The organism is Novosphingobium pentaromativorans US6-1 (genome assembly GCF_000767465.1).
Taxonomy (GTDB): Bacteria; Pseudomonadota; Alphaproteobacteria; order Sphingomonadales; family Sphingomonadaceae; genus Novosphingobium; species Novosphingobium pentaromativorans.
The window spans coordinates 320,841-343,711 of sequence record NZ_CP009292.1 but is presented as its reverse complement, the minus strand read 5'-3'; the positions used below and the strand labels follow the sequence as shown (position 1 = coordinate 343,711).

Sequence of the window (22,871 nt, the reverse complement as noted above, 5' to 3'; positions counted from 1 at the left end):
TCAGGTCTCGTAGATCACCCGCGTCGCGGCAGCGGCAGCGGAAGCGCGGTTTTCGACGCCGATCTTCACGAAGATCTGTTCGAGGTGCTTGTTCACCGTACGCGCGCTGATGTTGAGGATCTCGCTCATGTCCTTGTTCGACTTGCCGCGCGCGGTCCACAAGAGGACGTCCGCTTCGCGCGGGGTCAGGCCGAAGGCATCGCGCAGCATGTCGCCCTCGCGCCCCTCGCGCGAGAGAGCGATGCGGAACATGTGCTCGGCGCTGCCTGCTTCGCCGACCAGGGTGACATCGAACCGTTCCGCCCCCAGGACGACAGTGACTGTGCGCTGCGAGGCTTCAACGATCAGTTCAGCGAGCAGCGATTGCAATGCGGTTCGCTTGTCCGGTGAAAATCCGTCAAGCACGCGCTGCGCGGCAGGTGTAGTCCAGCCAATGTGGCCGCGCGCATCGCAGCTGACCAACTGCGCGCCCATCCCATCAAGCCCGGTCATCGCCTTGCGCGCGCCGCTGGAATTGCCGAGATGGACGCGGATGCGCGCACTCAACACGTTCAGAACCACGGGTTTGGTTACATAGTCCACCCCGCCCGCTTCCAGTCCACGCACGACATGGTCGCTATCGGAAAGCCCGGTCATGAATATGACGGGCACATCGCTGGCGCGCGGGTCGGACTTGAGCAGGCGGCATGTCTCGAATCCGTCCAGCCCCGGCATCACCGCGTCGAGCAGCACGAGGTCCGGCCGCGCCTCGTCCAGCAGCCCAAGTGCGATCGCACCATCGGCAGCAAGGATCGGTTCGTGCCCTTCGCTGCGCAGAAAGGCTTCGATCATCCCGCGCGTTTCGGGATCGTCATCGACGACGAGAATGCGGGCCGTCATCGCGCGGCCTCCGGTCGTTCGGCGGGTTCAAGGTCGAGCAGGACCGAGATCCGATCAATCAGAACGTCGAGTTCGTAGGGCTTGGCGATGTAATCGTCATGCGGATCATCGGGCCTGCGCGGCCGCTGGAATTCGTGGACATTGGCAGAGACCATCAGGATCGGAACGCTGTCGCCATCGAGTTCCCTGATCGCATGGGCAGCTTGCCATCCGCTCATCTCGGGCATGGCGACATCCATGATGACGAGATCGGGCCGTTTGCGGCGATAGGCATCGATCGCAGCGCGCCCGTTCTCGGCAAATTCGAGATCGAATCCGAGCGGGGTCAAAAGGTCCCGGGTCAGTTCGAGGTGCGCGGAATCGTCGTCGACGACCAGAATGCGCCGCTGCGGCCCGGCAAAGGACAGTTGGGGCGCAGGCTCCAACGGCCCTTTTTCCGGCACGGGCGCCTCGGAGAAGAACATCTTCACGGTAAAGGTGCTGCCCACGCCCGGCGTGCTCTTCACGGTAAGCTGCCCGCCCATGACATCGACAAGCATGCGCGCGATCGTCAGGCCCAGGCCTACGCCCTGCTGTCCGCGGACCGTGCCGATCCGCTCGAATGGTTCGAATATGCGTTCCAGACTGTCTGCTTCGATACCGACGCCGGTATCGACCACTTCGAATTCGGCGACCGGATTGCGCCAATAGACGTTGAGCGCCGCGGACCCGGCAGGCGTATACTTGATCGCGTTGGAAATGAGATTGATGAGCACCTGCCGCAGGCGCTTCTGGTCGGTATAGATCCAGTGCGGCAAGTGGTTCGGCCGGCTATGGTCGAACTGGATACCCCGCGCGGCGGCCTGAATACGGAACATGTCCACGATCTGGTTGAGCAGATCGACGAGGTTCACACGCTCGCGGGCGATCCGGACCGAACCGTTCTCGATCCGTGATACATCGACGAGACCGTCGACGAGGTCGGACAAGTGGGTGGCGCTGCGCCGGATGACGCGCACAGCGTCGGCGACCGGAACGCTTTCATCGCGCTCCAGCAACTGTGCGTAGCCCGAGATTGCGTTGAGCGGCGTGCGGATCTCGTGGCTCATACCGATGATGTAGCGGCTCTTGGCAAGGTTGGCATTCTCCGCCGCCGTCTTGGCCCGCTGCAGTTCGGCATCGGTACGCGCGTGCGCCTCGATTTCTTCCATGAGCGACACGGTCTGGCGTTCCGTTTCCTGCTCTGCCGCCCGCTGGCTTTCCCGCGAGAGAACGAAATACCAGGCGCCGAAACCTGAAATCGCCATGAAACCGACGAAAACGGTCTTGAGAATGCTGGCAAGGACCAGCGGGTCGTCCCCGGCAACTTCACGCTGATAGAAGATCAACAGCAGCACCACGCCGGCGATGGCAAGGCAGACGCAGTAGGCCACGAGGAAGCGGGCGATGCGCGCATAGGTCACGTCGGTGATAGAGCCCGGCAGGAGGCGCTCGAGCAATGCGGAGAGGTTGACGCCGGCTTCCGGCCTGACCTTGCAGGCATCGTGGCAGCGTGCCTCCAGCGTACAGCAAAGCGAACAGACCGCGCCGTCGTAAACCGGGCAGACCGCCATGTCCGGTGCTTCGAAGGTGTTCTCGCAGACCTTGCAGGTGCATTCGGCGGTTTCGAATTTGTCCTGCGGACGGGCGATGTAATAGCGCCCCCGGGTGGCGGCAGCGATGATCGGGGCGAGGATGAACGATATGCTCAGCCCGATCACCGGGGAGAGCATCTGCGCCACTTCTCCCAGAAGCCCTGCGAAGCAAAGTGTCGAACACAGGATCGAAATTGCCATGGCGCCGACCCCGACCGGGTTGAGGTCATAAAGGTAGGCGCGGCGGAACTCGATGCCCGGCGGGCTGAGGCCGAGCGGCTTGTTGATCATGAGGTCGGCGATCACCGCACCGAACCACGCCACCGCGAAGTTGGAATAAAGCGTCAGCACCCGCTCGACGACAGTCTGGATGCCGCCCTCCATCAGCATCAGCGCGATCAGGGTATTGAACACCAGCCACACGACGCGGCCGGGATGCCGGTGGGTCAGGCGCGAGAAGAAATTCGAGGACGCTATGGAGCCGGCATAGGCATTGGTGACGTTGATCTTTATCTGGCACAGCGCAACGAAGACCGTGGTCAGTATCACTGCGCCCGTCGCGTTGGCGACGAGGCCGCCGAAGGTCATGAAATAGAGCATGGCCGGATTGGCCGCATCATTCGCGCTCATGCCGGAGGACAGCGCGATAACGGCAAGGAAGGACCCCAGGGCAATCTTGACTCCGCCCACGAGGATCCAGCCCGGGCCGGTCGCCAGCAACGCCGACCACCAGCGCAGCTTGCCGACTTTCTCCTGCTCGGGCAGGAAACGCAGGTAATCGACTTGCTCTCCGATCTGCGGCAGCAGTGAGAGGAAGACGGCGAGCGCAACCGCAAAACTCGCCATCGAGCCGACTTTCTCTTCGCCTTCGAAACCGTTCCAAAGGGCAAGGCCATCGCTGCCCTGCTCGACGAGGAACAGGATCGGTGCAACCTGCAGGATGAACCAGATCGGCTGCGTCCAGTTCTGCCACTGGCTGATGCGGTGAAAGCCGTAGGCGACGATGGGAATGACCACCATTGCGCTGATCATGTGCCCGATCGGCAGTGGTATGCCGAAACACAACTGAAGCGCAGCCGACAGGATCACCGCTTCGATCGAGAACAGGATGAAGGTGAATGACGCGTAGACCGCCGAAGTGATCGTCGAGCCAAGATAGCCGAAGCCCGATCCGCGCGTGAGCAGGTCCATATCGACGCCGTAGCGGGCGCCGTAATAGCAGATCGGTATGCCGGAAATCAGGAAAATCGCCGCCGCCACGCCCAGCGCCCAGGCCATGCTTTCGAAGCCGTAACCGATGGTGACCGTCGCGCCCAGCGCCTCGCAGGCAAGGAAAGCGATCGAACCGAGTGCAGTATTGGCAACCCAGGCAGGCGAGCTCCTGCGCGCGCGCGTCGCGGTGAAGCGCAGGGCATAGTCTTCCAGCGTCTGGTTGTTGACCCACTGGTTGTAGCGCCGGCGCGTGCCGACGATGACCTGGCGCTTGACCGCGACGTCCGACACAGTGCCCGCCCGCGCCCGATCAGGTTCCGATTTTGCCAATCCGGTTGCGCTCCATCATGAAATCCCGGCCAGAACGAGGCCGAAACCCGCGCTGCCAGCCCCGATCAGGCGCAAAGCCGGGTTCGGCAACACCCGGGCAAGAGCATAACCGCCGAAGTGGAGCAAGGCACTGGTGGCCAGAAACCCACCGGCAAACAGTGCCGGAGAGGCATCGTGCGGCATCTCGATGCCATGGCTGGCGCCATGCGCATAACCGAAAGCGGCGACGAGAAAGGCCGCGATGGCAGCCGGCGTGCGGACCTGGAATGCCGCAGCAAGGCCAAGCACGACGAGCGAGGCCATGATCCCGGCTTCCGCGGCCGAACCGGGCAGCCAGGTTCCGGTCACGAATCCGAAGGTCAGACCGCCCAGGAAAGCGAGCGGAAGTACCCAGCCCGACCGCTTCAGGAACACTGCAGCGCCAAGGCCCACCAGCAGCATTGCGGCGAGGTGGTCGGCGCCGGTCAGGGGATGGAGCAGACCCGATGCGAATGCGCCGTTGCCGTGTCCGGGGTGGGCCAGGGCCAATTCGGGAGCGAGGCTAAGGCCTGCAAGGGCAAGAGTGGAGACGAGCCGCTTCATGCAGCAATCCTTTCCGGCAGTCCGCCTGCCTTGATGATGAAGCCGGCGATCTCCTCGAGACCCTTGCCGGCGCGAATGTTTGCGAATTCGAACGGCCGCGCGCCGCGCATCTTCTTCGCGTCGCGGTCCATGACTTCAAGGCTGGCGCCGACGAGCGGCGCAAGGTCGATCTTGTTGATCACCAGCAGATCGCTTCGGGTGATGCCCGGCCCGCCCTTGCGCGGGATCTTGTCGCCTGCCGAAACGTCGATGACATAGATGGTGATGTCGGCCAGTTCCGGGCTGAAGGTGGCCGCCAGATTGTCGCCGCCGCTTTCGATCAGGATGAGGTCGAGGCCCGGGAAGCGCTGCTCCAGCACATCGACCGCGGCGAGATTCATCGAGGCATCCTCGCGGATCGCGGTATGCGGGCAGCCGCCGGTCTCGACGCCGAGGATCCTGTCGGGATCGAGCGAACCGGCGCGGGTGAGGAACTCGGCGTCCTCGCGCGTGTAGATGTCGTTGGTGATCGCGGCGATCTGGTAGCTCTCGCGCAGGTATTTGCAAAGTGCGTCCATGAGCGCGGTCTTGCCCGAGCCCACGGGGCCGCCGATGCCGACGCGCAAGGGGCCCGAAGCCGGGAGGGGAGTTGCCATCTGGTTCATGTCCTGAACAGCCTTGTGTATTGGGTTTCGTGAGCCATGCAGCCGAGGTCGGCGACGAGCGTGCAGCCGCCCAGGGCATCGAAAGGATCGCCGTCCGGCAGGTTGGCCATGTGCTTGGCGGCGGCCATGACGACCTCGCGGCAGTCATGAAGGACCAGCTGGCCGTCTGTCTGCCCAAGCGGCACGAGGCGCTGCGCTGCCGAGACGAGATTGGACACCGCGCCGTGCAGCCAGGCCGTCAGCGCGCGTTCCAGTGCAATGCCGCGAAGCGCGAAAAGTGCCGCCGCCGCAACGGGATAGGCTATGTCCGTGCGCTCGAGACCGGCAAGTTGCTTCGTAAAATCGGCAACGCCCGAGGCCGCGCGCGAAATGCGTACGAAAGCGCTGCCCTGTGCGGTGCTCTCGACATAGCGTTCGTGACCAATCTGGCTGGCCAGCGCGAGCTGCGCCACTTCGTCGAAGCGCCCCGCATCGCCGAGGCGGGACGCCCGCCAGGCGTGCGTGAACAGCACGAGGTCATTGTGGATCGCGCCATGCTCGACAAGCGCGACGATCCAGTCCCGGGTGCTGCTGCGATCGGTGACGTGACCGGCCTCCACCGCCCATTCCAGTCCGCTGGAATGGGCAAAGGCACCGATCGGCCAGGCCGGCGACATCCAGCTCATCAGGTCGAAGAGCTCGGCGTCAGCCATGCGCGTGATGCTCTTGTCCGTGGCTGTGAGCGTGATTGTGCGCTTGGCCATGCTCATGCCCATGCTCATGGTCATGCCCGTGTCCGTGGTGATGTCCGCCAGTGCCTGAATAGGCCCCGCCCTCGGGGTCGAAAGGCGCAAGGACGGGCTGGCAGTGGCCGCCCAGTCCGACCACCATTTCGGCAATCACGTGATCGTGGCGAATGCGCAGGGTTCCGCCGTTATCGCCGGGCAGAAGCTGCGTCGGCAGATGACGGTTGCCCAGGTGCCAGGAAATGCGGACCAGATCGGCGCTCGAATGCGCAGCGATCTCGATCAGTGGCTCGCAAAGGGCCTCCACGCGCACCATGCTGTCATCGTCGAGGCGCAGCATGTCACCGTCGCGCAAGTGTACCGGGCGTGCCATGTCCAGCAGGATCGAAGCCCCGCCATTCGTGGTGAAGACGATCCGGCGGCGATTACGCTGGTCGAAATCCAGGCGGACCGCATCTGCAGCTTTTTCAGCCGCTTCACTCTCGATCCTGATAATTCTTTTCATGGTAATCCTCAGTACATGAAATAGCGCTGCGCCAGTGGCAGCTCGGTGGCCGGCTCGCAGGCAAGCAATTCCCCGTCGGCGTGGACTTCGTAAGTCTCGGGATCGATGCGAATATCGGGCAGCGCGTCGTTGCACTTCATCTGCGCCTTGCCGATGCCGCGCGTCTGACTGACCGGCATCACTGTGCGGGCGAGACCAATCTCTCCTGCAATATCAGCCTCATAGGCCGCATTGCTGACAAAGGTTATGCAGCTTGCCGCCATGGCCTTGCCGAACTGGCCGAACATCGGGCGCGAATGGACCGGCTGCGGCGTCGGGATCGAGGCATTGGGGTCACCCATCATGGCACACACGATCATGCCGCCCTTGAGCACGAGATCGGGCTTTGCGCCAAAGAACGCCGGGTCCCAGATGACCAGATCGGCCAGCTTGCCGACCTCGATCGAGCCGATCTCGCGGGCCATGCCCTGCGCGATGGCCGGGTTGATCGTGTACTTTGCGACATAGCGCTTGGCGCGCTCGTTGTCTGCCTCGGCGCAGTCACCTTCCAGGGCGCCGCGCTGGGCCTTCATCTTGTGGGCAGTCTGCCAGGTGCGGGAGATGACTTCGCCCACACGGCCCATCGCCTGACTGTCCGAGGAAATGATCGAGAGCGCGCCCATGTCATGCAGGATGTCCTCGGCCGCAATGGTCTCCTTGCGGATGCGGCTTTCGGCGAAGGCCAGGTCCTCGGGTATCGAGGGATCGAGGTGGTGGCACACCATCAGCATGTCGAGGTGCTCCTCGATCGTGTTCACGGTGAAAGGCATCGTCGGATTGGTCGAGGACGGGATGACATTGGCAAAGCCTGCCAGCTTGAGGATGTCGGGCGCATGTCCGCCGCCCGCACCCTCGGTATGGAAGGCGTGTATCGTGCGGCCCTTGAAGGCAGCGATCGTATCCTCGACGAACCCACTTTCGTTGAGCGTGTCGGTATGGATCATGACCTGCACGTCCATCCGGTCGGCTACCGACAGGCAGCAGTCGATGGCAGCCGGGGTCGTGCCCCAGTCCTCGTGCAGCTTGAGAGCGGCGGCACCGGCGCGGACCATTTCCTCCAGAGCAGCCGGGTCGCTGGCATTGCCCTTGCCCGCGAATGCCAGGTTCACCGGCAATCCCTCGGCCGCCATGAGCATGCGCTTGATGTGCCATGGGCCCGGCGTGCAGGTGGTCGCATTTGTTCCGGTCGAAGGGCCGGTGCCTCCGCCTGCAAAGGTGGTTACCCCGCTCGCCAGCGCCTCCTCCACCTGCTGGGGGCAGATGTAATGGATATGCGCGTCGATGCCGCCGGCGGTGACGATCTTGCCTTCGCCTGCGATAATCTCGGTCCCCGGGCCGATCACGATCTCGACACCGGGCTGGATATCGGGGTTGCCCGCCTTGCCGATGGCAGCGATGCGCCCGGCCCTGAGCGCGATGTCCGCCTTGTAGATGCCGGTCCAGTCCAGGATAACGGCATTGGTGATGACGGTATCTGCAGCGCCTTGCGCATTGGTGCGCTGGCTCTGCCCCATGCCGTCGCGGATCACCTTGCCGCCGCCGAACTTGACTTCTTCCCCCAGGATCGTGGCGTCGCTCTCGATGCGAATGAGGATATTGGTGTCGCCGAGGCGCATCCGGTCCCCGGTGGTTGGCCCGAACATGTCGGCATAGGCGGCGCGGGACATGCGATAGGCCATCAGGCGTCTCCCGCTTCGAGCGGACCCATGACCTTGCCCTGGAAACCGAAGACCTGCCGATCTCCCCGCAGCGGAACGAGCGAGACCTCGCGCGCCTGACCGGGTTCGAAGCGCACAGCGGTGCCGGCAGGAATATCGAGCCGCTTGCCACGTGCCGCATCGCGATCGAACACGAGACCGTCGTTTGCTTCGGCGAAGTGGTAGTGGCTGCCTACCTGCACCGGCCGATCGCCGCTGTTGGCGACGCGGATCGCTGTGACCGGCTGCCCGGCATTGAGCTCGTGCACTCCCGGCGCGGCAAGGATCTCTCCGGGAATGACCGGATCAGCGGATCGGGTCATGAACGCTCACCAGCTTGGTGCCATCGGGAAAGGTGGCCTCGACCTGCACGTCGTGGATCATGTCGGCGACACCGGGCATGACCTGCTCGCGTGTGATGACATGGGCCCCCGCCTCCATCAGATCGGCCACCGAGCGGCCGTCGCGCGCACCTTCGAGAACGAAGTCGGAAATCAGCGCGATGGCCTCGGGGTAATTCAGCGACACGCCGCGCTCGAGCCGGCGGCGCGCCACCATGGCGGCGAGCGAGAGCATCAGCTTGTCCTTCTCGCGAGGTGTGAGGTTCATTTCAGCATCTCCAGACGCGGGGCAAGGCACGCCCCTTGCGCATGACTTCAAGTGTGACCGCGATGTCGCGGCGCAGGATTTCTCCATCGGGCGCAATCAGGCGCACCGCCAGGATGCCATTCCAGGCGCTCGCGCCTGCCTGTCCCTGGGCAGTCTCCAGTGCGCCGCGCACCGGTTCGAGCAAGGCGGCGGCGTCATTCGCCACATGGACGATGACTGCCATGGCTCGCGCTCGGCCGCCCACTGCGGCATGAGCCATGAGGTCCGCGATATCGCCCTCAAGCGCCAGGGTATCGGCATAGATCAGTTTGCCGCCCCGCCAGATCCGCAGGCGGTCGCGCAAGGCTCCCCGCGTGACGCTCTCACCCATCGCCTCGCGGCCCAGCACAAGTGCTTCCACGCCCAGAAAACTTGAATCCTGCGCCAGCGCGATCTGCGTATCGCGCACCAATCGGGCCTCGTCGAACAGGATGGTTTCCTGCGGCAGCCATTCTGCCTGGGCGCCTTGCTCCACGTTCAGGCGCGTTGCTATTTGCGAGCCTTCGTCAAGGGCCCGGTAGACTTTCTCTGCCGCCTGGGTCGCCACGGCAGATCGCACGCCCTTTGCCCATGTCACGCCCTGGATAAGGCGATCGCCCTCGGCAAGGCCGCCCGCGGTGTTGATAAGCACCGCGCAGGGCTCCTCACCCGAAGTGCGCGGCATGCGCATGCGCAGGCAACCCGACTGAAAGGCGCGCGAAACGGCCACGAGCCCCGCCCTGTCGACGAAGGCAAGGTCGATCTCGCCGACGCTGCGCAAGCTGGCGGGAACCGCATCCGCCCGCGCGGGCGCGCAAGCCGCCGTGGGCGGGATAGTCCGATCGTCACTCATGGCGAATGCCCGGTGCACGCTTGGCAGTGTCCTTCGTCGATGGAGCGGCGAGTTGGTCGCGCCCGTCTGTTTGCAACTGCACAATCGGCGCATGGCGGGCCCGATCATATGGGGCATTTGACGTATGGACTTGGTCAGGTCCCGCAGAGCTGCGTCAAGCCAGCCTGCACATACGTCAAATACCCCATGGCGCGTTCGTGCTGCACTGCACAACCTCCAGCTGCGCCGAGGCTTTCGGGTCCGGCGTCAGGGTTCAATGTGGAGGGAAATCAAGAATGACACGATTGAAGCAGACCGCGCTTGGCGCCCTTACCCTCGCCGCGGCTTCGGCAGCCTTTGCCAGTCCGGCGATGGCCGACGACGAGTTGCCGTTCACCTTCAACGGCGGGGTCACGTTCCTGAACGACTATCGCCTGCGCGGTGCGTCGCTGAGCGATGCCAAGCCGGTCATCCAGGGCTCGGTCGAGGCAGGTGTGCCGATTGCCGAGAACGTCAGCGCATTTGCGGGCGTCTGGGCCTCGAGCCTCGACAAGGATGCAGGCGCTGGTGCGATGGAAACCGACCTCTATGCCGGCCTGCAGGGCACGATCTCCGGGGTGAAGGTCCGGGCCCGCTACCTGCGCCTCGTCTTCCACGACGCCGAGAACATCGATTTCGACCAGTACGAAGTAGGCGTCAGCGGGCCGGTCGGGCCCGTCACGCTGGGTGCCGGCGTCATCCATGACGAATACCATTTCACCGGGCACAGCACCTACACCTACACCAGCGCCACGCTGCCCATCGACGATACCGGCTTCGCCGTGAAGGGCCTCGTCGGATACGAAGACGGAACGAACTGGAACGACAAGGTCAACTGGCAACTGGGCGTCAGCTATGCCCGCGGACACTTTCTGATCGGCGCCGACTACATCGATACCAACAAGTTCTCCGCCGCGTCCAACGGCGACAACCGCGCCGGCGCGACCGTCGTCGGATACATCGGCGCGCGCTTCTGACCTTTCCATTCATTCGCAGACGACCGGCCTGGTGCGCAGGCCGGCATCCAAGGGGATAGACAATGGCATTCATGAAAAAGAGAGCTTTCCTTGCCGCTGCACTGGCCTGCACCGCCATGCTCGGCGCCTGCAGCAAGGGCGCCGACGAGGGCGCGTCTGCAGCCGATGCGGACGCAATCAAGGTCGGCGTGCTGCACTCGCTTTCCGGCACCATGGCGATCAGCGAAGTGACCGTGAAGAACGCCACTCAGCTAGCGATCGACGAGATCAACGCCGCCGGCGGGGTCATGGGCAAGCAGATCCTGCCCGTAGTCGAAGACGGCGCCTCGGACCCGGCCATCTTCGCGCAGAAGGCTTCCAAGTTGATCGAGGGCGACGGCGTGACCACCGTTTTCGGCGGCTGGACCTCGGCAAGCCGCAAGGCCATGCTTCCCGTCTTCGAGAAGGACCACGGCCTGCTGTGGTACCCGGTCCAGTTCGAAGGCAACGAATGTTCGCCCAACATCATGTACTCGGGCGCGCAGCCCAACCAGCAGGCACTGCCTGCCTACGACTGGGCCAAGGAGCAGGGCTACAAGAAGTTCTTCCTCGTCGGTTCGGACTACGTCTATCCCCGCACTGCCAATCTGATCCTCAAGAAGCACATCGCGAAGGACGGGCTCACACTCTCCGGCGAGGAATATCAGCCGCTGGGCGGAACCGAGTTCTCAGGCGTGGTGGGCAAGATCAAGGCTGCCAAGCCCGACATCATCATCAACACCCTGAACGGCGACAGCAACGTCGCGTTCTTCAAGCAGATGGCCGCGGCGGGCATGGGCCCCAAGGTCATTCCGGTCATGTCCTTCTCGATCGGCGAGCAGGAAGCCATGGCGATGGGGCCATCGCTGGTCGAGGGTGGATACGCAGCCTGGAACTACTTCCAGAGCCTCGACAATGACATCAACAAGAAGTTCATCGAAGCCTACAAGGCGAAGTTCGGCGCCGACGCGGTGATCACCGATCCGATGATCCATGGCTATCTCGACGTCTATGTCTGGAAGGCTGCGGTCGAAAAGGCGAAGAGCACCGATCCCGAAAAGGTGCGCGCTGCCGCCGTCACGCTCGACACGATCCCGACCCCGCTCGGCGATGCGAAGTTCATGAACAACAACAGTCTGATCCAGACCGCCTACATCGGCCAGTCGCAACCGGACGGCCAGTTCAAGATCCTCTGGAAATCGCCCGCCCCGATCGACCCGGACCCGTATGACCCGGTCACCTTCCCGGGCAAGTCCTGCAAGATCTGATGACCTGACTTCTGCCGTTTTCCGCTGGGCGGCCCTCACCGCCCACCCTGTCCCGGGCAACGATCCCCTGCCCGGGACAGGGGCCGGAATAACGCAGACAGTCCAACAAGCGAAAGGAGGCAGGACATGGACGCGGTATTTCTGACCGGCCAGCTCTTCAACGGCTTCTCCGTCGCCTCGCTCTACGTGCTGGCGGCGCTCGGCCTTGCGCTCAGCTTCGGGCTGATGCGGGTCATCAACATGGCCCACGGCGAAATCCTGATGCTGGGCGGCTATCTCGCCTGGATGGCGATGACGATCGTGCCGGGGCCGCTCGGCCTGCTCGTCGCGCTTGCCTTCGCCCTGCTTGGCGCGGGCATCTTCGGCGGTTTTCTGGAGGTGGCTCTGGTCAGCCGGCTGACGGCGCGGCCGCTCGACACACTGCTTGCCACCTGGGGCGTCAGCCTCATCATGCAGCAGGCCGCGCGCGACCTGTTCGGCGCGACCGGTGTTTCGGTGACGGCGCCCGCCTGGCTCGATGGCGGCCTCACCATCGCCGGGCTGCAGCTTCCGACCCTGCGGATCTTCATCCTCATAGTGGCCGTCGCCGTGCTGCTGGGCCTCGCCGCGATCCTCAGTTTCACGCGCATCGGCCTGCTCGTGCGCGCGGTCAACCAGGACCGCCCAACGGCCGCAGCCATGGGCGTCAATGTGCGCCTCGTCGATTGCTTCATCTTCGCGCTGGGCGCAGGTGTCGCAGGCCTCGGCGGCGTCGTGCTGGCCCTGCTGGGTCCGGTCACCCCGAATGTGGGCCAGGGCTACATCGTCACGGCCTTCCTCGTCGTCATTCTCGGCGGTCTGGGGTCGATCGTCGGCACCACCGTTGCCGCGCTGATCATCGGCCTGATCACCGCCCTCTCGCAGATTTTCGTCGATGTCAGCTTTGCGCAGGTCCTTACCCTGCTTTTCGTCATCCTTTTCCTCCAGTTCCGGCCGCAGGGCGTGATTGCCGTCAAGTCCCGCGCACTCGATGCAGAATAGGAGCGAGGCGATGCCCGCAAGACTTTCCCTGCCACTGGCCTCCGGACTGGCGGCCTTTCTACTCGCACTGGCCGCCCCGTGGGTGTTGAGCGGCTACGACCTCAACCTGCTCGGGCGTTTCCTCGCCCTGTCCCTGACGGCCATGGGACTGGTGCTGCTGTGGGGCGAAGGCGGTATTCTCAGCCTCGGCCAAGGGGTGTTCTTCGGTATCGGCGGCTATGCCATCGCCATGCACCTCAAGCTCGTCGAACTGGGCAGCGGCGAAGTGCCCGACTTCATGGTCTGGAGCGGGATCGAGAAACTGCCCTGGTGGTGGGCACCGTTCGGCAGCGCCCTGTTCGCTGTCATCGCGGTCTTCGTCGTCGCCCCCGCGCTGGCGGGTCTCGTGGGCTGGGCAATCTTTCGCCGCAGGATCGGCGGCGTCTATTTCGCCCTCATCACGCAGGCCCTCGCCCTTGCCTTCGCCACGCTCCTGATCAGCAAGCAGGACATGACAGGGGGCTTCAACGGCCTCACCAATTACAGCACGCTGCTGGGCTTCAACCTCAACCTTCCCGAAACCGCGACGGGCATCTACTTCGTCACGCTCGCAACCGTCGCCGCGGCCTTCTTCGGCCTGCGCTGGCTGATCGCCTCGCGGTTCGGCAAGCTCCTGCGGGCGAGCCGCGACGGGACCAATCGCCTGCGCTTCCTGGGCTACGACCCAACGCCCTACAAGGTGATCGCCTTTGCCGTGGGCGCCCTGCTCGCCAGTCTTTCGGGTGCACTGTTCACGCTGCATTCCGGCGTGATCTCGCCGGCCCTCGTGGGCGTTGTGCCTTCGATCGAAATGGTGATCTGGGCCGCAATCGGTGGCCGCCACAGCGTCGCCGGTGCGCTTGCCGGGGCCTTGCTGGTGAACTTCGCCAAGGACAAGATCTCCACCGCCCTGCCCGAAATGTGGCTCTACTTCCTGGGCCTCATGTTCATTCTTGCCGTCACCGTCCTGCCGCGCGGCCTTGCCGGGCTGTTCGGGGAGGATCGCCCGTTCCGGGCTTCGCGCAAGGGCGACCTCTTCGCCCGCTGGCGAAAGGATCGCGCCGAGGCCGATGCCGCCGGAACCGCCAGCGCCCCGAACGCGAAGGAGATTCCCGCATGACCGCTCCCATGCTCGAAATGCGCAATGTCGTCGTCGATTTCGATGGCTTCAAGGCCATCAACGACCTCTCGCTCTCCATCGAAAGCGGCTCGATGACGGTGGTCATCGGCCCCAATGGCGCGGGCAAGTCGACCATGTGCGATTCCATCATCGGCCGGGTGCGGCCGACCTCGGGGAAGGTCCTGTTCCACGGCAGGGAAATCCAGGCCGAAGCAGAGCATTCGATCGTCGGCCTGGGGATCTGCCGCAAGTTCCAGACGCCCGGCGTGCTGGTCGCGCTCTCGGTGATCGATAACCTGACGATCGCGGCCACCCGCGACCGCCGGTGGTGGACCAAGTTCGGCCGCAAGGGCGAAGCCGAAGCCCGCAGCCGGGCCGAGGAAATCCTTGAGACGGTCGGCCTGGCACCGCGCCGCGATGCGCTCGCCGGCAATCTCTCCCATGGCGAGAAACAATGGCTGGAGATCGGAATGGTCGTTGCCACCGATGCCGAACTGCTCCTGCTCGACGAGCCGACCGCGGGTATGGGCGCGGCGGAAAGCACCCAGACGGCAGAGATCGTGAAAGCCCTGGTCGGCAAGCACGCGGTTCTGGTCATCGACCATGATATCGACTTCGTCTCGCAACTGGGCGGCCACGTCGTCGTGCTTCACCAGGGCCAGCTTCTGCGCGAAGGCACGCTGGAGCAAATCCGCGCCGACGAGGAAGTCGCGGCAATCTATCTCGGGAGGGCCTGATGGCGATCGAAGACGCAGACCAGCTGCTCAACTTGCGCACAGTCAGCTCCGCTTACGGCAAGAGCCAGGTGCTCTGGGATGTCGCGTTCGACCTCAGGAAAGGCGATTGCGCGACCGTGCTGGGCCGCAACGGCGTGGGCAAGACCACCTTGCTCAAGACGATCATGGGCCAGATCCCGTGTACAGGCGGCCATATCTATTGGCACGGCCATGAAGTGACCGAGATGCAGGCTCACCAGCGTTCGCGCGCGGGGATCGGCTTCGTGCCGCAGGGTCGCCACGTCTTCCCCCACCTCAGCGTTCGCGAAAACCTGGAGGTCGGCCTGTCCGCCCTGACACGCAAGGGCTTTTCAGGTGCGAAGAAAGTGCCGGAAATGGTCTTCGAGCTGTTTCCCAAACTGACCCAGATCGCGGACCGCAAGGCCGGAGTCCTTTCCGGCGGTGAGCAGCAGCAGCTTGCCATCGGGCGCGCCCTGGCCGGCCAACCGGAGCTGCTCCTGCTCGACGAGCCGACCGAAGGCATCCAGCCCAACATCGTCCAGCAGATCGAGGACGCCTTGCTGCGGGTGCGCAAGGAACTGGGCGTGGCGATCCTGATCGTCGAACAGAACCTCGACTTTGCATGGTCTTTCGCCGACCGTTTCTTCGTGATGCAGCGCGGCAGGATCGTAAAGGAGGGCCGCACTGAAACGGCCCCGCCAGACGAGGTCGCCGCGCTGATCCATGTCTGACCTTTCGCCATGATTGGAGCGTCTTGCAATCGTAGCACTGGCATGGTCTGATCCACTCGGGAGCGGGGAGCAAGATCAGGACCAGGAGAGCATCATGGACGCCAAGACAGGTGAAACGGTAAGCGGGGGCTGCCCCGTGAAGCATGGAGATCTTCGCTCGCTGCTCGGCCGGACGAACCGGGATTGGTGGCCCAACCAGCTCTCCCTCGACATCCTGCACCAGGGCGGCAGATCGCCCAGCCCGCTCGGCCCGGATTTCGATTACGCAAAGGCCTTCAAGGCGCTCGATTACGATGCGGTGAAGAAGGATCTACATGCGCTCATGACTGACAGCCAGCCCTGGTGGCCGGCCGACTATGGTCACTATGGTCCCTTCTTCATCCGCATGGCCTGGCACAGTGCCGGCACCTATCGCACCGGCGACGGGCGCGGCGGGGCGAATTCGGGCCAGCAGCGGTTTGCCCCGCTCAATTCCTGGCCGGACAACGCGAACCTCGACAAGGCGCGCCGCCTGCTCTGGCCGATCAAGCAGAAGTACGGCGCCAACCTGAGCTGGGCGGACCTGTTGATCCTTGCCGGCAATGTCGCCATTGAATCGATGGGCGGACCGGTCTTCGGTTTCGGCGGTGGACGCGCGGACGTGTTCGAGCCGGAAAAGGACGTCTACTGGGGCACCGAGGAGGAATGGCTCGGTCAGACCCGCATCGATCCGGACAAGCAGCTCGATCTCGAAGACCCCCTCGCCGCGATCCAGATGGGGCTCATCTACGTCAACCCGGAAGGGCCCGGCGGCAATCCGGACCCGGTCCAGTCGGGACGCGACATTCGCGAGACTTTCGCCCGCATGGGCATGAATGACGAGGAAACCGTCGCGCTCACCGCTGGCGGCCACACCTTCGGCAAATGTCACGGGGCGGGCGATGCCGCGCTGGTCGGGGCGGAACCGGAAGGTGCGGACATCGCCCAGCAGGGCCTTGGCTGGACCAGCACGCATGCCAGCGGAATGGGCGACGATACGATCACCAGCGGCCTCGAAGGCGCCTGGACGCCTCGCCCGACGACCTGGGACATGGGCTACTTCCACATGCTGCTCGACTACGAATACGAACTGGTCAAGAGCCCGGCCGGCGCCCACCAGTGGCAACCGATCGATCAGAGGCCGGAGGACATGGCGCCCGGCGCGCACAGCCCGGACAAGCGGCTTCCGACGATGATGACCACCGCCGACATGGCGATGAAGATGGACCCGGAATATCGCAAGATTTCCGAGTACTTCCGCGACAATCCTGAGAAGTTCAGTGATGCTTTTGCCCGCGCGTGGTTCAAGCTGTGCCACCGCGACATGGGACCCAAGGCACGCTACCTCGGCCCCGAAGTCCCTGCCGAAGACCTGATCTGGCAGGACCCGATACCAGCGCTCGACCATGCGCTCGTCGACGATGCCGACATTGCCTCGCTCAAGGACAGGATCCTGGGCTCGGGTCTCTCGATCGCCGAACTGGTGACGACGGCCTGGGCTTCGGCTTCGACCTGGCGCGGCTCGGACCATCGCGGCGGCGCCAATGGCGCGCGGATCCGACTTGCCCCGCAAAAGGACTGGGCTGTCAACCAGCCCGACCAGCTCGCCAAGGTGCTTGGCAAGCTCGAGGCGATAAAAGCCGATTTCGATAGCTCTGCGTCGGGCGGGAAGAAGGTCAGCCTGGCCGACCTCATCGTGCTGGGCGGCTGCGCTGCGATCGAGAAGGCCGCCTCCGCTGCTGGGACTTCGGTCAAGGTCCCCTTCGTCCCGGGCCGCACCGATGCCAGCCAGGAGCAGACGGACGTTGAAGGCTTCGCCGTCCTCGAACCGCGGGCAGACGGTTTCCGCAATTACCTGGAAACGCGCTTTTCGGTCCCGACTGAAGAATTGCTGGTCGATCGCGCCCAGCTGCTCGGCCTGAGCGCCCCCGAAATGACTGCACTGGTCGGCGGCCTGCGGGTCCTTGGCGCAAACCATGGTAACAGGATGCACGGCGTCCTGACCGACAGGCCCGGTGCCTTGACCAACGACTTCTTCGTCAACCTGCTCGACATGGGAACGGCGTGGAAGCAGGTTGACGACAGCGGTGACGAAACCTTCGTCGGAACCTGCCGCAAGACGGGCCAGGAAAAGTGGAAGGCGACGCGGACCGATTTGGTCTTCGGCTCGAACTCGCAGCTTCGGGCCTTGTCCGAAGTCTATGCCTCGAGCGATGGCCCCAAAAAGTTGGCGGACGATTTCGTTGCAGCCTGGACCAAGGTGATGAACGCGGATCGTTACGACCTGGCCTGAGGCTCCACACAAGGGGGCGAGGCAAGCCTTCTTGTAGTCCAGATGTCAGCTGCATTGAAAGCCGGCACCCGTGACAGGGTTGCCGGCTTTTTCATTGAATGGCTTGTGCTTCCCCATCCTGCGCGGCGGATCAATCCAGATCCAGCCAAATGCCACGGGCGACACTTTACCCGCCGGTAAAGTGTCATTGGCGACAAAATGTTGTCCTCCTGAGAAAGGGGATTCTCATGATTCCGTGTTTGTGCTCTATTTCTTCCCGTTATGTTTGTTGCGCCGCCCCCATCCGCACCGCGTGCCTCGGTCAGTGACATGGCTGCCCTCCTGGACCAGGTCGCCCATGCCAGTTCCCGGCCGCGCTATGCCTTCATGGTCCTGTCGCTGATTGCCGAAATCGCGAGGCCGGACGGAAGCGCCGGACCGTTCATTTCCTTCGACGGGCGTTCGATCCTGCTGCGCGACTGGCTCTGCGATGCCCTGACCCCGATGGGGACGCGCGACCCAAAACGGCAGGCGCTGACCGAAAGGATCCGCAGCGAGCTGACGCGCTTGGGCAAGTTGCCCGATGATCCGCAAGCCGCCTGCGCGATGATCGACGAGGAAGTGCGTGAACGCGTGCGCACCTCGGGCAAAACCAACCTCAGCAGGGCGGTGTCCGAGCTGGTGAAGGAAGGGCTGATCCGCCGCCACTATCAAGGCTTTCGGGTCGACCACCACAATCGCGGCGCGCAGCGCCATGTCGTCTATACCCTGACCGGACGCGCGCGTTGCCTGATGACCCGGCGCGAAGCCCGATCCATGCGCGATAGCCGCCAGGGTCAGCTCGCCCTCAACTGATTCCTCTTCAAGATCCGGCACTGCGCGCGTAGATCCGCCTCGGATTTCTCCTCCATCACGCTTGCAAGGAAAGGATATTGACCGTGGCACCCATCCGCGCGGCTCTCGTCGGCTACGGTCTGGCCGGGAAGGTTTTCCACGCCCCGCTACTGCAAGTGGTCAACGGCGTCGAACTGGCTGCCGTGGTGTCGAGCGATCCGGCCAAAGTGCGCGCCGACTTGCCCAACGTGGCGGTTGTAGCGGCCATGGATGAAATCCTTGCAGATTCCGCGATTGACCTCATCGTACTCGCAACGCCCGATCACCTTCATGCAGGCCAGGCCATCGCTGCCCTCGATGCCGGCAAGCATGTCGTGATAGACAAGCCCTTCGCCGTCACCATTGAGGACGCGCGAAAGGTCATCGAGCGGGCCGAACGCCACGCTGGTCACGTCTTCGTATTCCATAATCGCCGATGGGATGCCGACTTTCTGACCCTGCAATCGCTCGTTGCCGCAGGGGAGCTAGGTGAAGTCATGCATTTCGAGAGTCACTTCGATCGCATGCGCCTTGAAGCCGGAGAGCGCTGGAAGGACAAGCGCACGGGCGGCGTCTGGCAGGATCTCGGACCGCACCTCGTCGATCAGGCTCTGCATCTGCTCGGAACGCCAGAAGCGGTCTGGGCCGATATTGCCATCCAGAAGAAAGGCGGCCACGCGCCCGATTATGCCCATGTCGTGCTGCGCTACGCGCAGACGCGGGCTGTCCTGCACCTCTCACAGCTCGCCCCCGACCATCGCCTGCGCTTCCTCGTCCACGGCAAAAACGGCAGCTACGTCAAGCAAGGTCTCGACGTTCAGGAAGAGCAGAGCAAAAGCGGGATCGCGCCGCACGAAGCGTCTTGGGGCATCGACCCCATCGAAGGGACGCTGACCTGCACCGATGGGTCCACCCGCGCCATCACGAACCAACGCGGCCGCTACCAGGCATTTTATGAAAACGTGCGCGACTGCCTGCGCGGAAGCGCGGTCCCGGACGTGCCGCCAGATCACGCTCTGGCTGTCATGGAAATCCTTCAGGCCGCGCAGGAAAGCGCGCGTGAAAGGCGCGAGATCCCGATTCTCGCAAAGTGATGCAGACTGCGGCCCAACGGTCGAAAGCACCGGAATGCCACTGCCATTCGCGCCTCAATAATGTTTACTGAAGCACTTAAAACAGCCGGTCGATCGACAGGCGTGCGCTAACCGCTCAAAAAAGGTCCATAAATCCCCGAGTTTAGAACATTATCAACCATTCTTGCAGAAATGACACAGCTCCAGATCAGGAGCCCCCCGCTTGTTCGACATCCTCTTGTGCATTCGCGACGACCACGAGATCAGACTGGTGACCTTGGCTGCAATCGTTTGTTTCCTGACAAGCGGAACGGCGGTCCTGATGTTGCGGCAGTCGGTGCAGGTAAATAAGGCCCACGCGCAAGCGTGGCGGCTCGCTGGGGGATTCGCCTCAGGATTCGGTATCTGGGCCACGCACTTCATTGCCATGCTTGGCTACCAACCGGGCTTCATAGCAGGGTATCACCTCGGCCTGACGCTGTGCTCCCTGGCTCTCGTCCTGAGCACAACGATCCTGGGCTTCTATCTTGCTACCCGGCAAAAATCGGTTGCAGCTATTGCATCGGGGGCGCTGGTCACGGGCGGCGGTTTTGCAGCGATGCACTACCTCGGCATGGAAGCGCTGCAGATACCGGCCATGATCCGATGGAATGCCGGATACGTCGGCATCTCAATCGCGATCGCCATCTTGCCGCTCTATCCTGCCATGACCATTGCAGTGGCGCGCCGTTCCTCGACCAGCGGATGTGTCGCTACCCTGTTCATCGCTCTTGCGATCATCGGCCTGCATTTCAGCGGCATGACCGCCATCCACCTGATTCCTTCCCGCATGGCCGAAAGCGGTATGCTGCTTTCTCCGGGACGCATGTCACTGCTGATCGCCACGGTTACCCTCCTCCTGCTCGGTGCCTGTCTTGCGGGATGGATCATCGCACGGCGGACAAGCGCGGCCATAGCGGCCAGCCAGCGGCAATTCTCTATCCTGGTGAAGGGTATCTCCGATTGCGCGATCTACCTGCTGGACAAGAACGCCCACGTCGCCAACTGGAATCCAGGAGCCCAGCGGCTCAAGGGCTATAGCGAAGACGAAGTCCTGGGCGCGCCGCTGGCGCAGTTCTACACACCGTCCGATCGCTTGGCAGGCTTGCCGGAGGAGGCAGTCGCCATGGCCCGCACCGAAGGCAAGTTCGTCGGCGAGGGATGGCGGGTGCGCAAGGATGGTTCCAGCTACTGGGCCCATGACTCCATCGAGCGCATTCATGACGACGATGGCAAGCTCATCGGTTTTGCGAATATCATCCGTGACATGACCCGCTACAAGCAGGATCAGGACCGGATCGAGGAAGCCAGGCTGCAGCTCGATGCTGCCCTGGAACACATGCACCAGGGTCTGTGCCTCTTCGACGCCCACGGGCGTCTGGTTCTGCGTAATCGCCAGTTCGTCCGCCTGTGGAAGCTGCCCGATGAGGCCTGCCCGCCCGGCACCGGGATGATGGAAGTGGCACGCGCCGCGCTTGAAGCAAGGACCGGTGCGACGGTCCCGCGCGAACGGCTCGAGAACATGCGCGCGTTGCTGGCGCAGTCGCTTGGCGACCCGGACCTTCCTCCCCTCGTTTCGGAATTCGGTGAGCATTTCAGCGTATCGATCAGCAGCCGCGCCATGCCCGGCGGAGGCTGGGTATCCACCTTCGAGGACATCACCGAGCGGCGCCGATCCGAAGCGCGCATCACGCATCTGGCCCACCATGACGGCCTGACCGGGCTTCCCAACCGTTCAAGTTTCAATCGCTGGCTCGACAGGGAAATCGATGGCGCCCTGAGAATGCAAAAGCAGCTTGGGTTGGTGGCCATCGACCTCGACCGCTTCAAGGACATCAATGACAGCCACGGCCATGCAGTCGGCGATGCAGTGCTGCAGCAACTGGCCGAGGCCTTGCGCGACGTCATCGGTGAGGGCGAAATTGCCGCACGCCTCGGCGGAGACGAATTCGCTGCGGCCAAACTTTTCTCCCACCCGCAGGAACTTGCCGATTTCGCGGCTCGCCTTGAGTCCTGCCTCTCGGCGCGCAAGGGCGATCCGCTGATTCCGGTGGTGGGAGCCAGCATGGGTATCGCCGTATTCCCGAACGATGCCGAGGACCGCGAAGCCCTTCTCAACAATGCCGACCTTGCCATGTACCGGGCGAAGACCAATCCGTCCGAGACCACGTGCTATTACGAGCACGGCATGGACGAGAAAGCGCGCCGTCGCCGGCAACTTGCAAACGACCTCAGACTGGCCATCGACCGGGGCGAGCTGGCCCTTGTCTATCAGGAGCAGAGGTCGCTCAAGACCAAGATGCTGAGCGGCTACGAAGCCCTGCTGCGCTGGCATCACCCCGGTTTCGGGCCGGTAGCTCCGGCCGAGTTCATTCCGATTGCCGAAGAGACAGGCGACATCATTCGCATCGGCGAATGGGCTCTGCGTACGGCCTGCGCCGAGGCGGCCAGATGGCCTTCCCAGATCAAGATCGCCGTCAACCTTTCGCCGGTCCAACTGCTGAAGCCCGATCTTCCGGATACGATTGCGCAGGTACTGCTCGAAACGCGATTGCCTGCCCGTCGCCTGGAACTCGAGATCACCGAGTCCGCGATTATTTCAGAGAAGATCAAGGCCCTGCATTCGCTGCGCCGGATCAAGGCTCTGGGCATCAGCGTCGCCATGGACGATTTCGGCACCGGCTATTCCTCGCTGGATACGCTGCACTCTTTCCCGTTCGACCGGATCAAGATCGACAAGTCCTTCCTGTTGCGGGCGGAAGGCAATCACCAGGCGCGCACCATCATCCGGGCAGTCCTTGCATTGGGTAGGAGCCTGGGCATGCCGGTACTTGCCGAAGGTGTCGAAACTCAGCGGCAACTTGAGCTGCTGATCGATGAAGGCTGCGACGAAGCTCAGGGATATTACTTTGGCCGCCCAGTACCCATTCAAGGCGATGCACCGGGCTTCGTCCTTGCCGGCTGACTTGCCCCGCCCTGACCT

20 protein-coding genes are annotated in these 22,871 nt (G+C 63.5%); 10 read left to right on the top strand and 10 right to left on the bottom strand.

What is annotated here, in order from left to right; all coding sequences use genetic code 11:
• The 10 genes from JI59_RS20295 to JI59_RS20250 are packed head-to-tail and all read right to left on the bottom strand — an operon-like array spanning nt 1 to nt 9,706.
• The gene (locus tag JI59_RS20295) at nt 1–879 is read right to left on the bottom strand and encodes a response regulator (RefSeq protein ID WP_007014505.1); all 879 of its coding nucleotides are present in this window, start codon (nt 877–879) and stop codon (nt 1–3) included.
• The gene (locus tag JI59_RS20290) at nt 876–4,034 is read right to left on the bottom strand and encodes a hybrid sensor histidine kinase/response regulator (RefSeq protein WP_238532605.1); all 3,159 of its coding nucleotides are present in this window, start codon (nt 4,032–4,034) and stop codon (nt 876–878) included. Before JI59_RS20290 ends, JI59_RS20295 begins: the two co-directional genes overlap by 4 nt.
• Nucleotides 4,035–4,049: 15 nt before the next feature.
• Entirely contained in the window at nt 4,050–4,616 is a 567-nt protein-coding gene (locus JI59_RS20285) for a HupE/UreJ family protein (protein ID WP_007014507.1), read from the bottom strand.
• The gene (gene ureG, locus JI59_RS20280) at nt 4,613–5,251 is read right to left on the bottom strand and encodes an urease accessory protein UreG (protein WP_013837129.1); all 639 of its coding nucleotides are present in this window, start codon (nt 5,249–5,251) and stop codon (nt 4,613–4,615) included. Before ureG ends, JI59_RS20285 begins: the two co-directional genes overlap by 4 nt.
• Nucleotides 5,252–5,256: 5 nt before the next feature.
• Nucleotides 5,257–6,027: an urease accessory protein UreF gene (locus JI59_RS20275; RefSeq protein WP_238532606.1), complete on the bottom strand. Its 771-nt coding sequence runs from the start codon at nt 6,025–6,027 to the stop codon at nt 5,257–5,259.
• Nucleotides 5,945–6,490: an urease accessory protein UreE gene (locus JI59_RS20270; protein ID WP_007014510.1), complete on the bottom strand. Its 546-nt coding sequence runs from the start codon at nt 6,488–6,490 to the stop codon at nt 5,945–5,947. Before JI59_RS20270 ends, JI59_RS20275 begins: the two co-directional genes overlap by 83 nt.
• An 8-nt stretch (nt 6,491–6,498) precedes the next feature.
• Nucleotides 6,499–8,208 (bottom strand): urease subunit alpha, encoded by a 1,710-nt coding sequence (gene ureC / locus JI59_RS20265; protein ID WP_007014511.1) that lies wholly within the window; start codon nt 8,206–8,208, stop codon nt 6,499–6,501.
• Nucleotides 8,208–8,549, bottom strand: coding sequence for an urease subunit beta (locus tag JI59_RS20260; RefSeq protein WP_007014512.1), 342 nt, complete (start codon nt 8,547–8,549; stop codon nt 8,208–8,210). Before JI59_RS20260 ends, ureC begins: the two co-directional genes overlap by 1 nt.
• Nucleotides 8,533–8,835, bottom strand: coding sequence for an urease subunit gamma (locus JI59_RS20255; protein ID WP_007014513.1), 303 nt, complete (start codon nt 8,833–8,835; stop codon nt 8,533–8,535). Before JI59_RS20255 ends, JI59_RS20260 begins: the two co-directional genes overlap by 17 nt.
• A 1-nt stretch (nt 8,836) precedes the next feature.
• Nucleotides 8,837–9,706 carry an urease accessory protein UreD gene (locus JI59_RS20250; RefSeq protein ID WP_039858094.1) on the bottom strand — a complete coding sequence of 290 codons (870 nt, stop codon included), beginning with the start codon at nt 9,704–9,706 and terminating at the stop codon, nt 8,837–8,839.
• Between the two features lie 275 nt (nt 9,707–9,981).
• Here JI59_RS20250 and JI59_RS20245 point away from each other — a divergent pair, with 275 nt between their 5' ends.
• The 10 genes from JI59_RS20245 to JI59_RS20200 all read left to right on the top strand — a co-directional run bounded on the left by JI59_RS20245 (nt 9,982) and on the right by JI59_RS20200 (nt 22,853).
• Nucleotides 9,982–10,701: a TorF family putative porin gene (locus tag JI59_RS20245; protein ID WP_007014515.1), complete on the top strand. Its 720-nt coding sequence runs from the start codon at nt 9,982–9,984 to the stop codon at nt 10,699–10,701.
• 62 nt (nt 10,702–10,763) lie between these two features.
• Entirely contained in the window at nt 10,764–11,987 is a 1,224-nt protein-coding gene (gene urtA / locus JI59_RS20240; protein WP_007014516.1) for an urea ABC transporter substrate-binding protein, read from the top strand.
• Between the two features lie 126 nt (nt 11,988–12,113).
• Nucleotides 12,114–13,007, top strand: a complete 894-nt coding sequence (gene urtB, locus JI59_RS20235) for an urea ABC transporter permease subunit UrtB (RefSeq protein WP_007014517.1) — start codon at nt 12,114–12,116, stop codon at nt 13,005–13,007.
• A gap of 10 nt (nt 13,008–13,017) precedes the next feature.
• Entirely contained in the window at nt 13,018–14,145 is a 1,128-nt protein-coding gene (gene urtC / locus JI59_RS20230) for an urea ABC transporter permease subunit UrtC (RefSeq protein WP_039858098.1), read from the top strand.
• Nucleotides 14,142–14,882 carry an urea ABC transporter ATP-binding protein UrtD gene (gene urtD / locus JI59_RS20225; RefSeq protein WP_007014519.1) on the top strand — a complete coding sequence of 247 codons (741 nt, stop codon included), beginning with the start codon at nt 14,142–14,144 and terminating at the stop codon, nt 14,880–14,882. The genes urtC and urtD overlap by 4 nt, the downstream gene beginning before the upstream one ends.
• Nucleotides 14,882–15,613 carry an urea ABC transporter ATP-binding subunit UrtE gene (urtE, locus tag JI59_RS20220; protein WP_007014520.1) on the top strand — a complete coding sequence of 244 codons (732 nt, stop codon included), beginning with the start codon at nt 14,882–14,884 and terminating at the stop codon, nt 15,611–15,613. The genes urtD and urtE overlap by 1 nt, the downstream gene beginning before the upstream one ends.
• Before the next feature lie 94 nt (nt 15,614–15,707).
• The gene (gene katG / locus JI59_RS20215) at nt 15,708–17,924 is read left to right on the top strand and encodes a catalase/peroxidase HPI (RefSeq protein ID WP_007014521.1); all 2,217 of its coding nucleotides are present in this window, start codon (nt 15,708–15,710) and stop codon (nt 17,922–17,924) included.
• Nucleotides 17,925–18,233: 309 nt separating this feature from the next.
• Nucleotides 18,234–18,758, top strand: a complete 525-nt coding sequence (locus JI59_RS20210; protein WP_007014523.1) for a hypothetical protein — start codon at nt 18,234–18,236, stop codon at nt 18,756–18,758.
• An 83-nt stretch (nt 18,759–18,841) separates the two neighbouring features.
• Nucleotides 18,842–19,870: an oxidoreductase gene (locus JI59_RS20205; protein WP_007014524.1), complete on the top strand. Its 1,029-nt coding sequence runs from the start codon at nt 18,842–18,844 to the stop codon at nt 19,868–19,870.
• 202 nt (nt 19,871–20,072) lie between these two features.
• Nucleotides 20,073–22,853 (top strand): bifunctional diguanylate cyclase/phosphodiesterase, encoded by a 2,781-nt coding sequence (locus tag JI59_RS20200; protein ID WP_007014525.1) that lies wholly within the window; start codon nt 20,073–20,075, stop codon nt 22,851–22,853.
• Nucleotides 22,854–22,871: the final 18 nt, after the last annotated feature.

Bases quoted from the DNA above. Each gene is read 5' to 3' on its own strand.
- JI59_RS20295 (WP_007014505.1), bottom strand. From the start codon at position 879: ATGACGGCCCGCATTCTCGTCGTCGATGACGATCCCGAAACGCGCGGG.
- JI59_RS20285 (WP_007014507.1), bottom strand. From the start codon at position 4,616: ATGAAGCGGCTCGTCTCCACTCTTGCCCTTGCAGGCCTTAGCCTCGCT.
- ureG (WP_013837129.1), bottom strand. From the start codon at position 5,251: ATGGCAACTCCCCTCCCGGCTTCGGGCCCCTTGCGCGTCGGCATCGGC.
- JI59_RS20275 (WP_238532606.1), bottom strand. From the start codon at position 6,027: ATGACCATGAGCATGGGCATGAGCATGGCCAAGCGCACAATCACGCTC.
- JI59_RS20270 (WP_007014510.1), bottom strand. From the start codon at position 6,490: ATGAAAAGAATTATCAGGATCGAGAGTGAAGCGGCTGAAAAAGCTGCA.
- ureC (WP_007014511.1), bottom strand. From the start codon at position 8,208: ATGGCCTATCGCATGTCCCGCGCCGCCTATGCCGACATGTTCGGGCCA.
- JI59_RS20260 (WP_007014512.1), bottom strand. From the start codon at position 8,549: ATGACCCGATCCGCTGATCCGGTCATTCCCGGAGAGATCCTTGCCGCG.
- JI59_RS20255 (WP_007014513.1), bottom strand. From the start codon at position 8,835: ATGAACCTCACACCTCGCGAGAAGGACAAGCTGATGCTCTCGCTCGCC.
- JI59_RS20250 (WP_039858094.1), bottom strand. From the start codon at position 9,706: ATGAGTGACGATCGGACTATCCCGCCCACGGCGGCTTGCGCGCCCGCG.
- JI59_RS20245 (WP_007014515.1), top strand. From the start codon at position 9,982: ATGACACGATTGAAGCAGACCGCGCTTGGCGCCCTTACCCTCGCCGCG.
- urtA (WP_007014516.1), top strand. From the start codon at position 10,764: ATGGCATTCATGAAAAAGAGAGCTTTCCTTGCCGCTGCACTGGCCTGC.
- urtB (WP_007014517.1), top strand. From the start codon at position 12,114: ATGGACGCGGTATTTCTGACCGGCCAGCTCTTCAACGGCTTCTCCGTC.
- urtC (WP_039858098.1), top strand. From the start codon at position 13,018: ATGCCCGCAAGACTTTCCCTGCCACTGGCCTCCGGACTGGCGGCCTTT.
- urtD (WP_007014519.1), top strand. From the start codon at position 14,142: ATGACCGCTCCCATGCTCGAAATGCGCAATGTCGTCGTCGATTTCGAT.
- urtE (WP_007014520.1), top strand. From the start codon at position 14,882: ATGGCGATCGAAGACGCAGACCAGCTGCTCAACTTGCGCACAGTCAGC.
- katG (WP_007014521.1), top strand. From the start codon at position 15,708: ATGGACGCCAAGACAGGTGAAACGGTAAGCGGGGGCTGCCCCGTGAAG.
- JI59_RS20210 (WP_007014523.1), top strand. From the start codon at position 18,234: ATGGCTGCCCTCCTGGACCAGGTCGCCCATGCCAGTTCCCGGCCGCGC.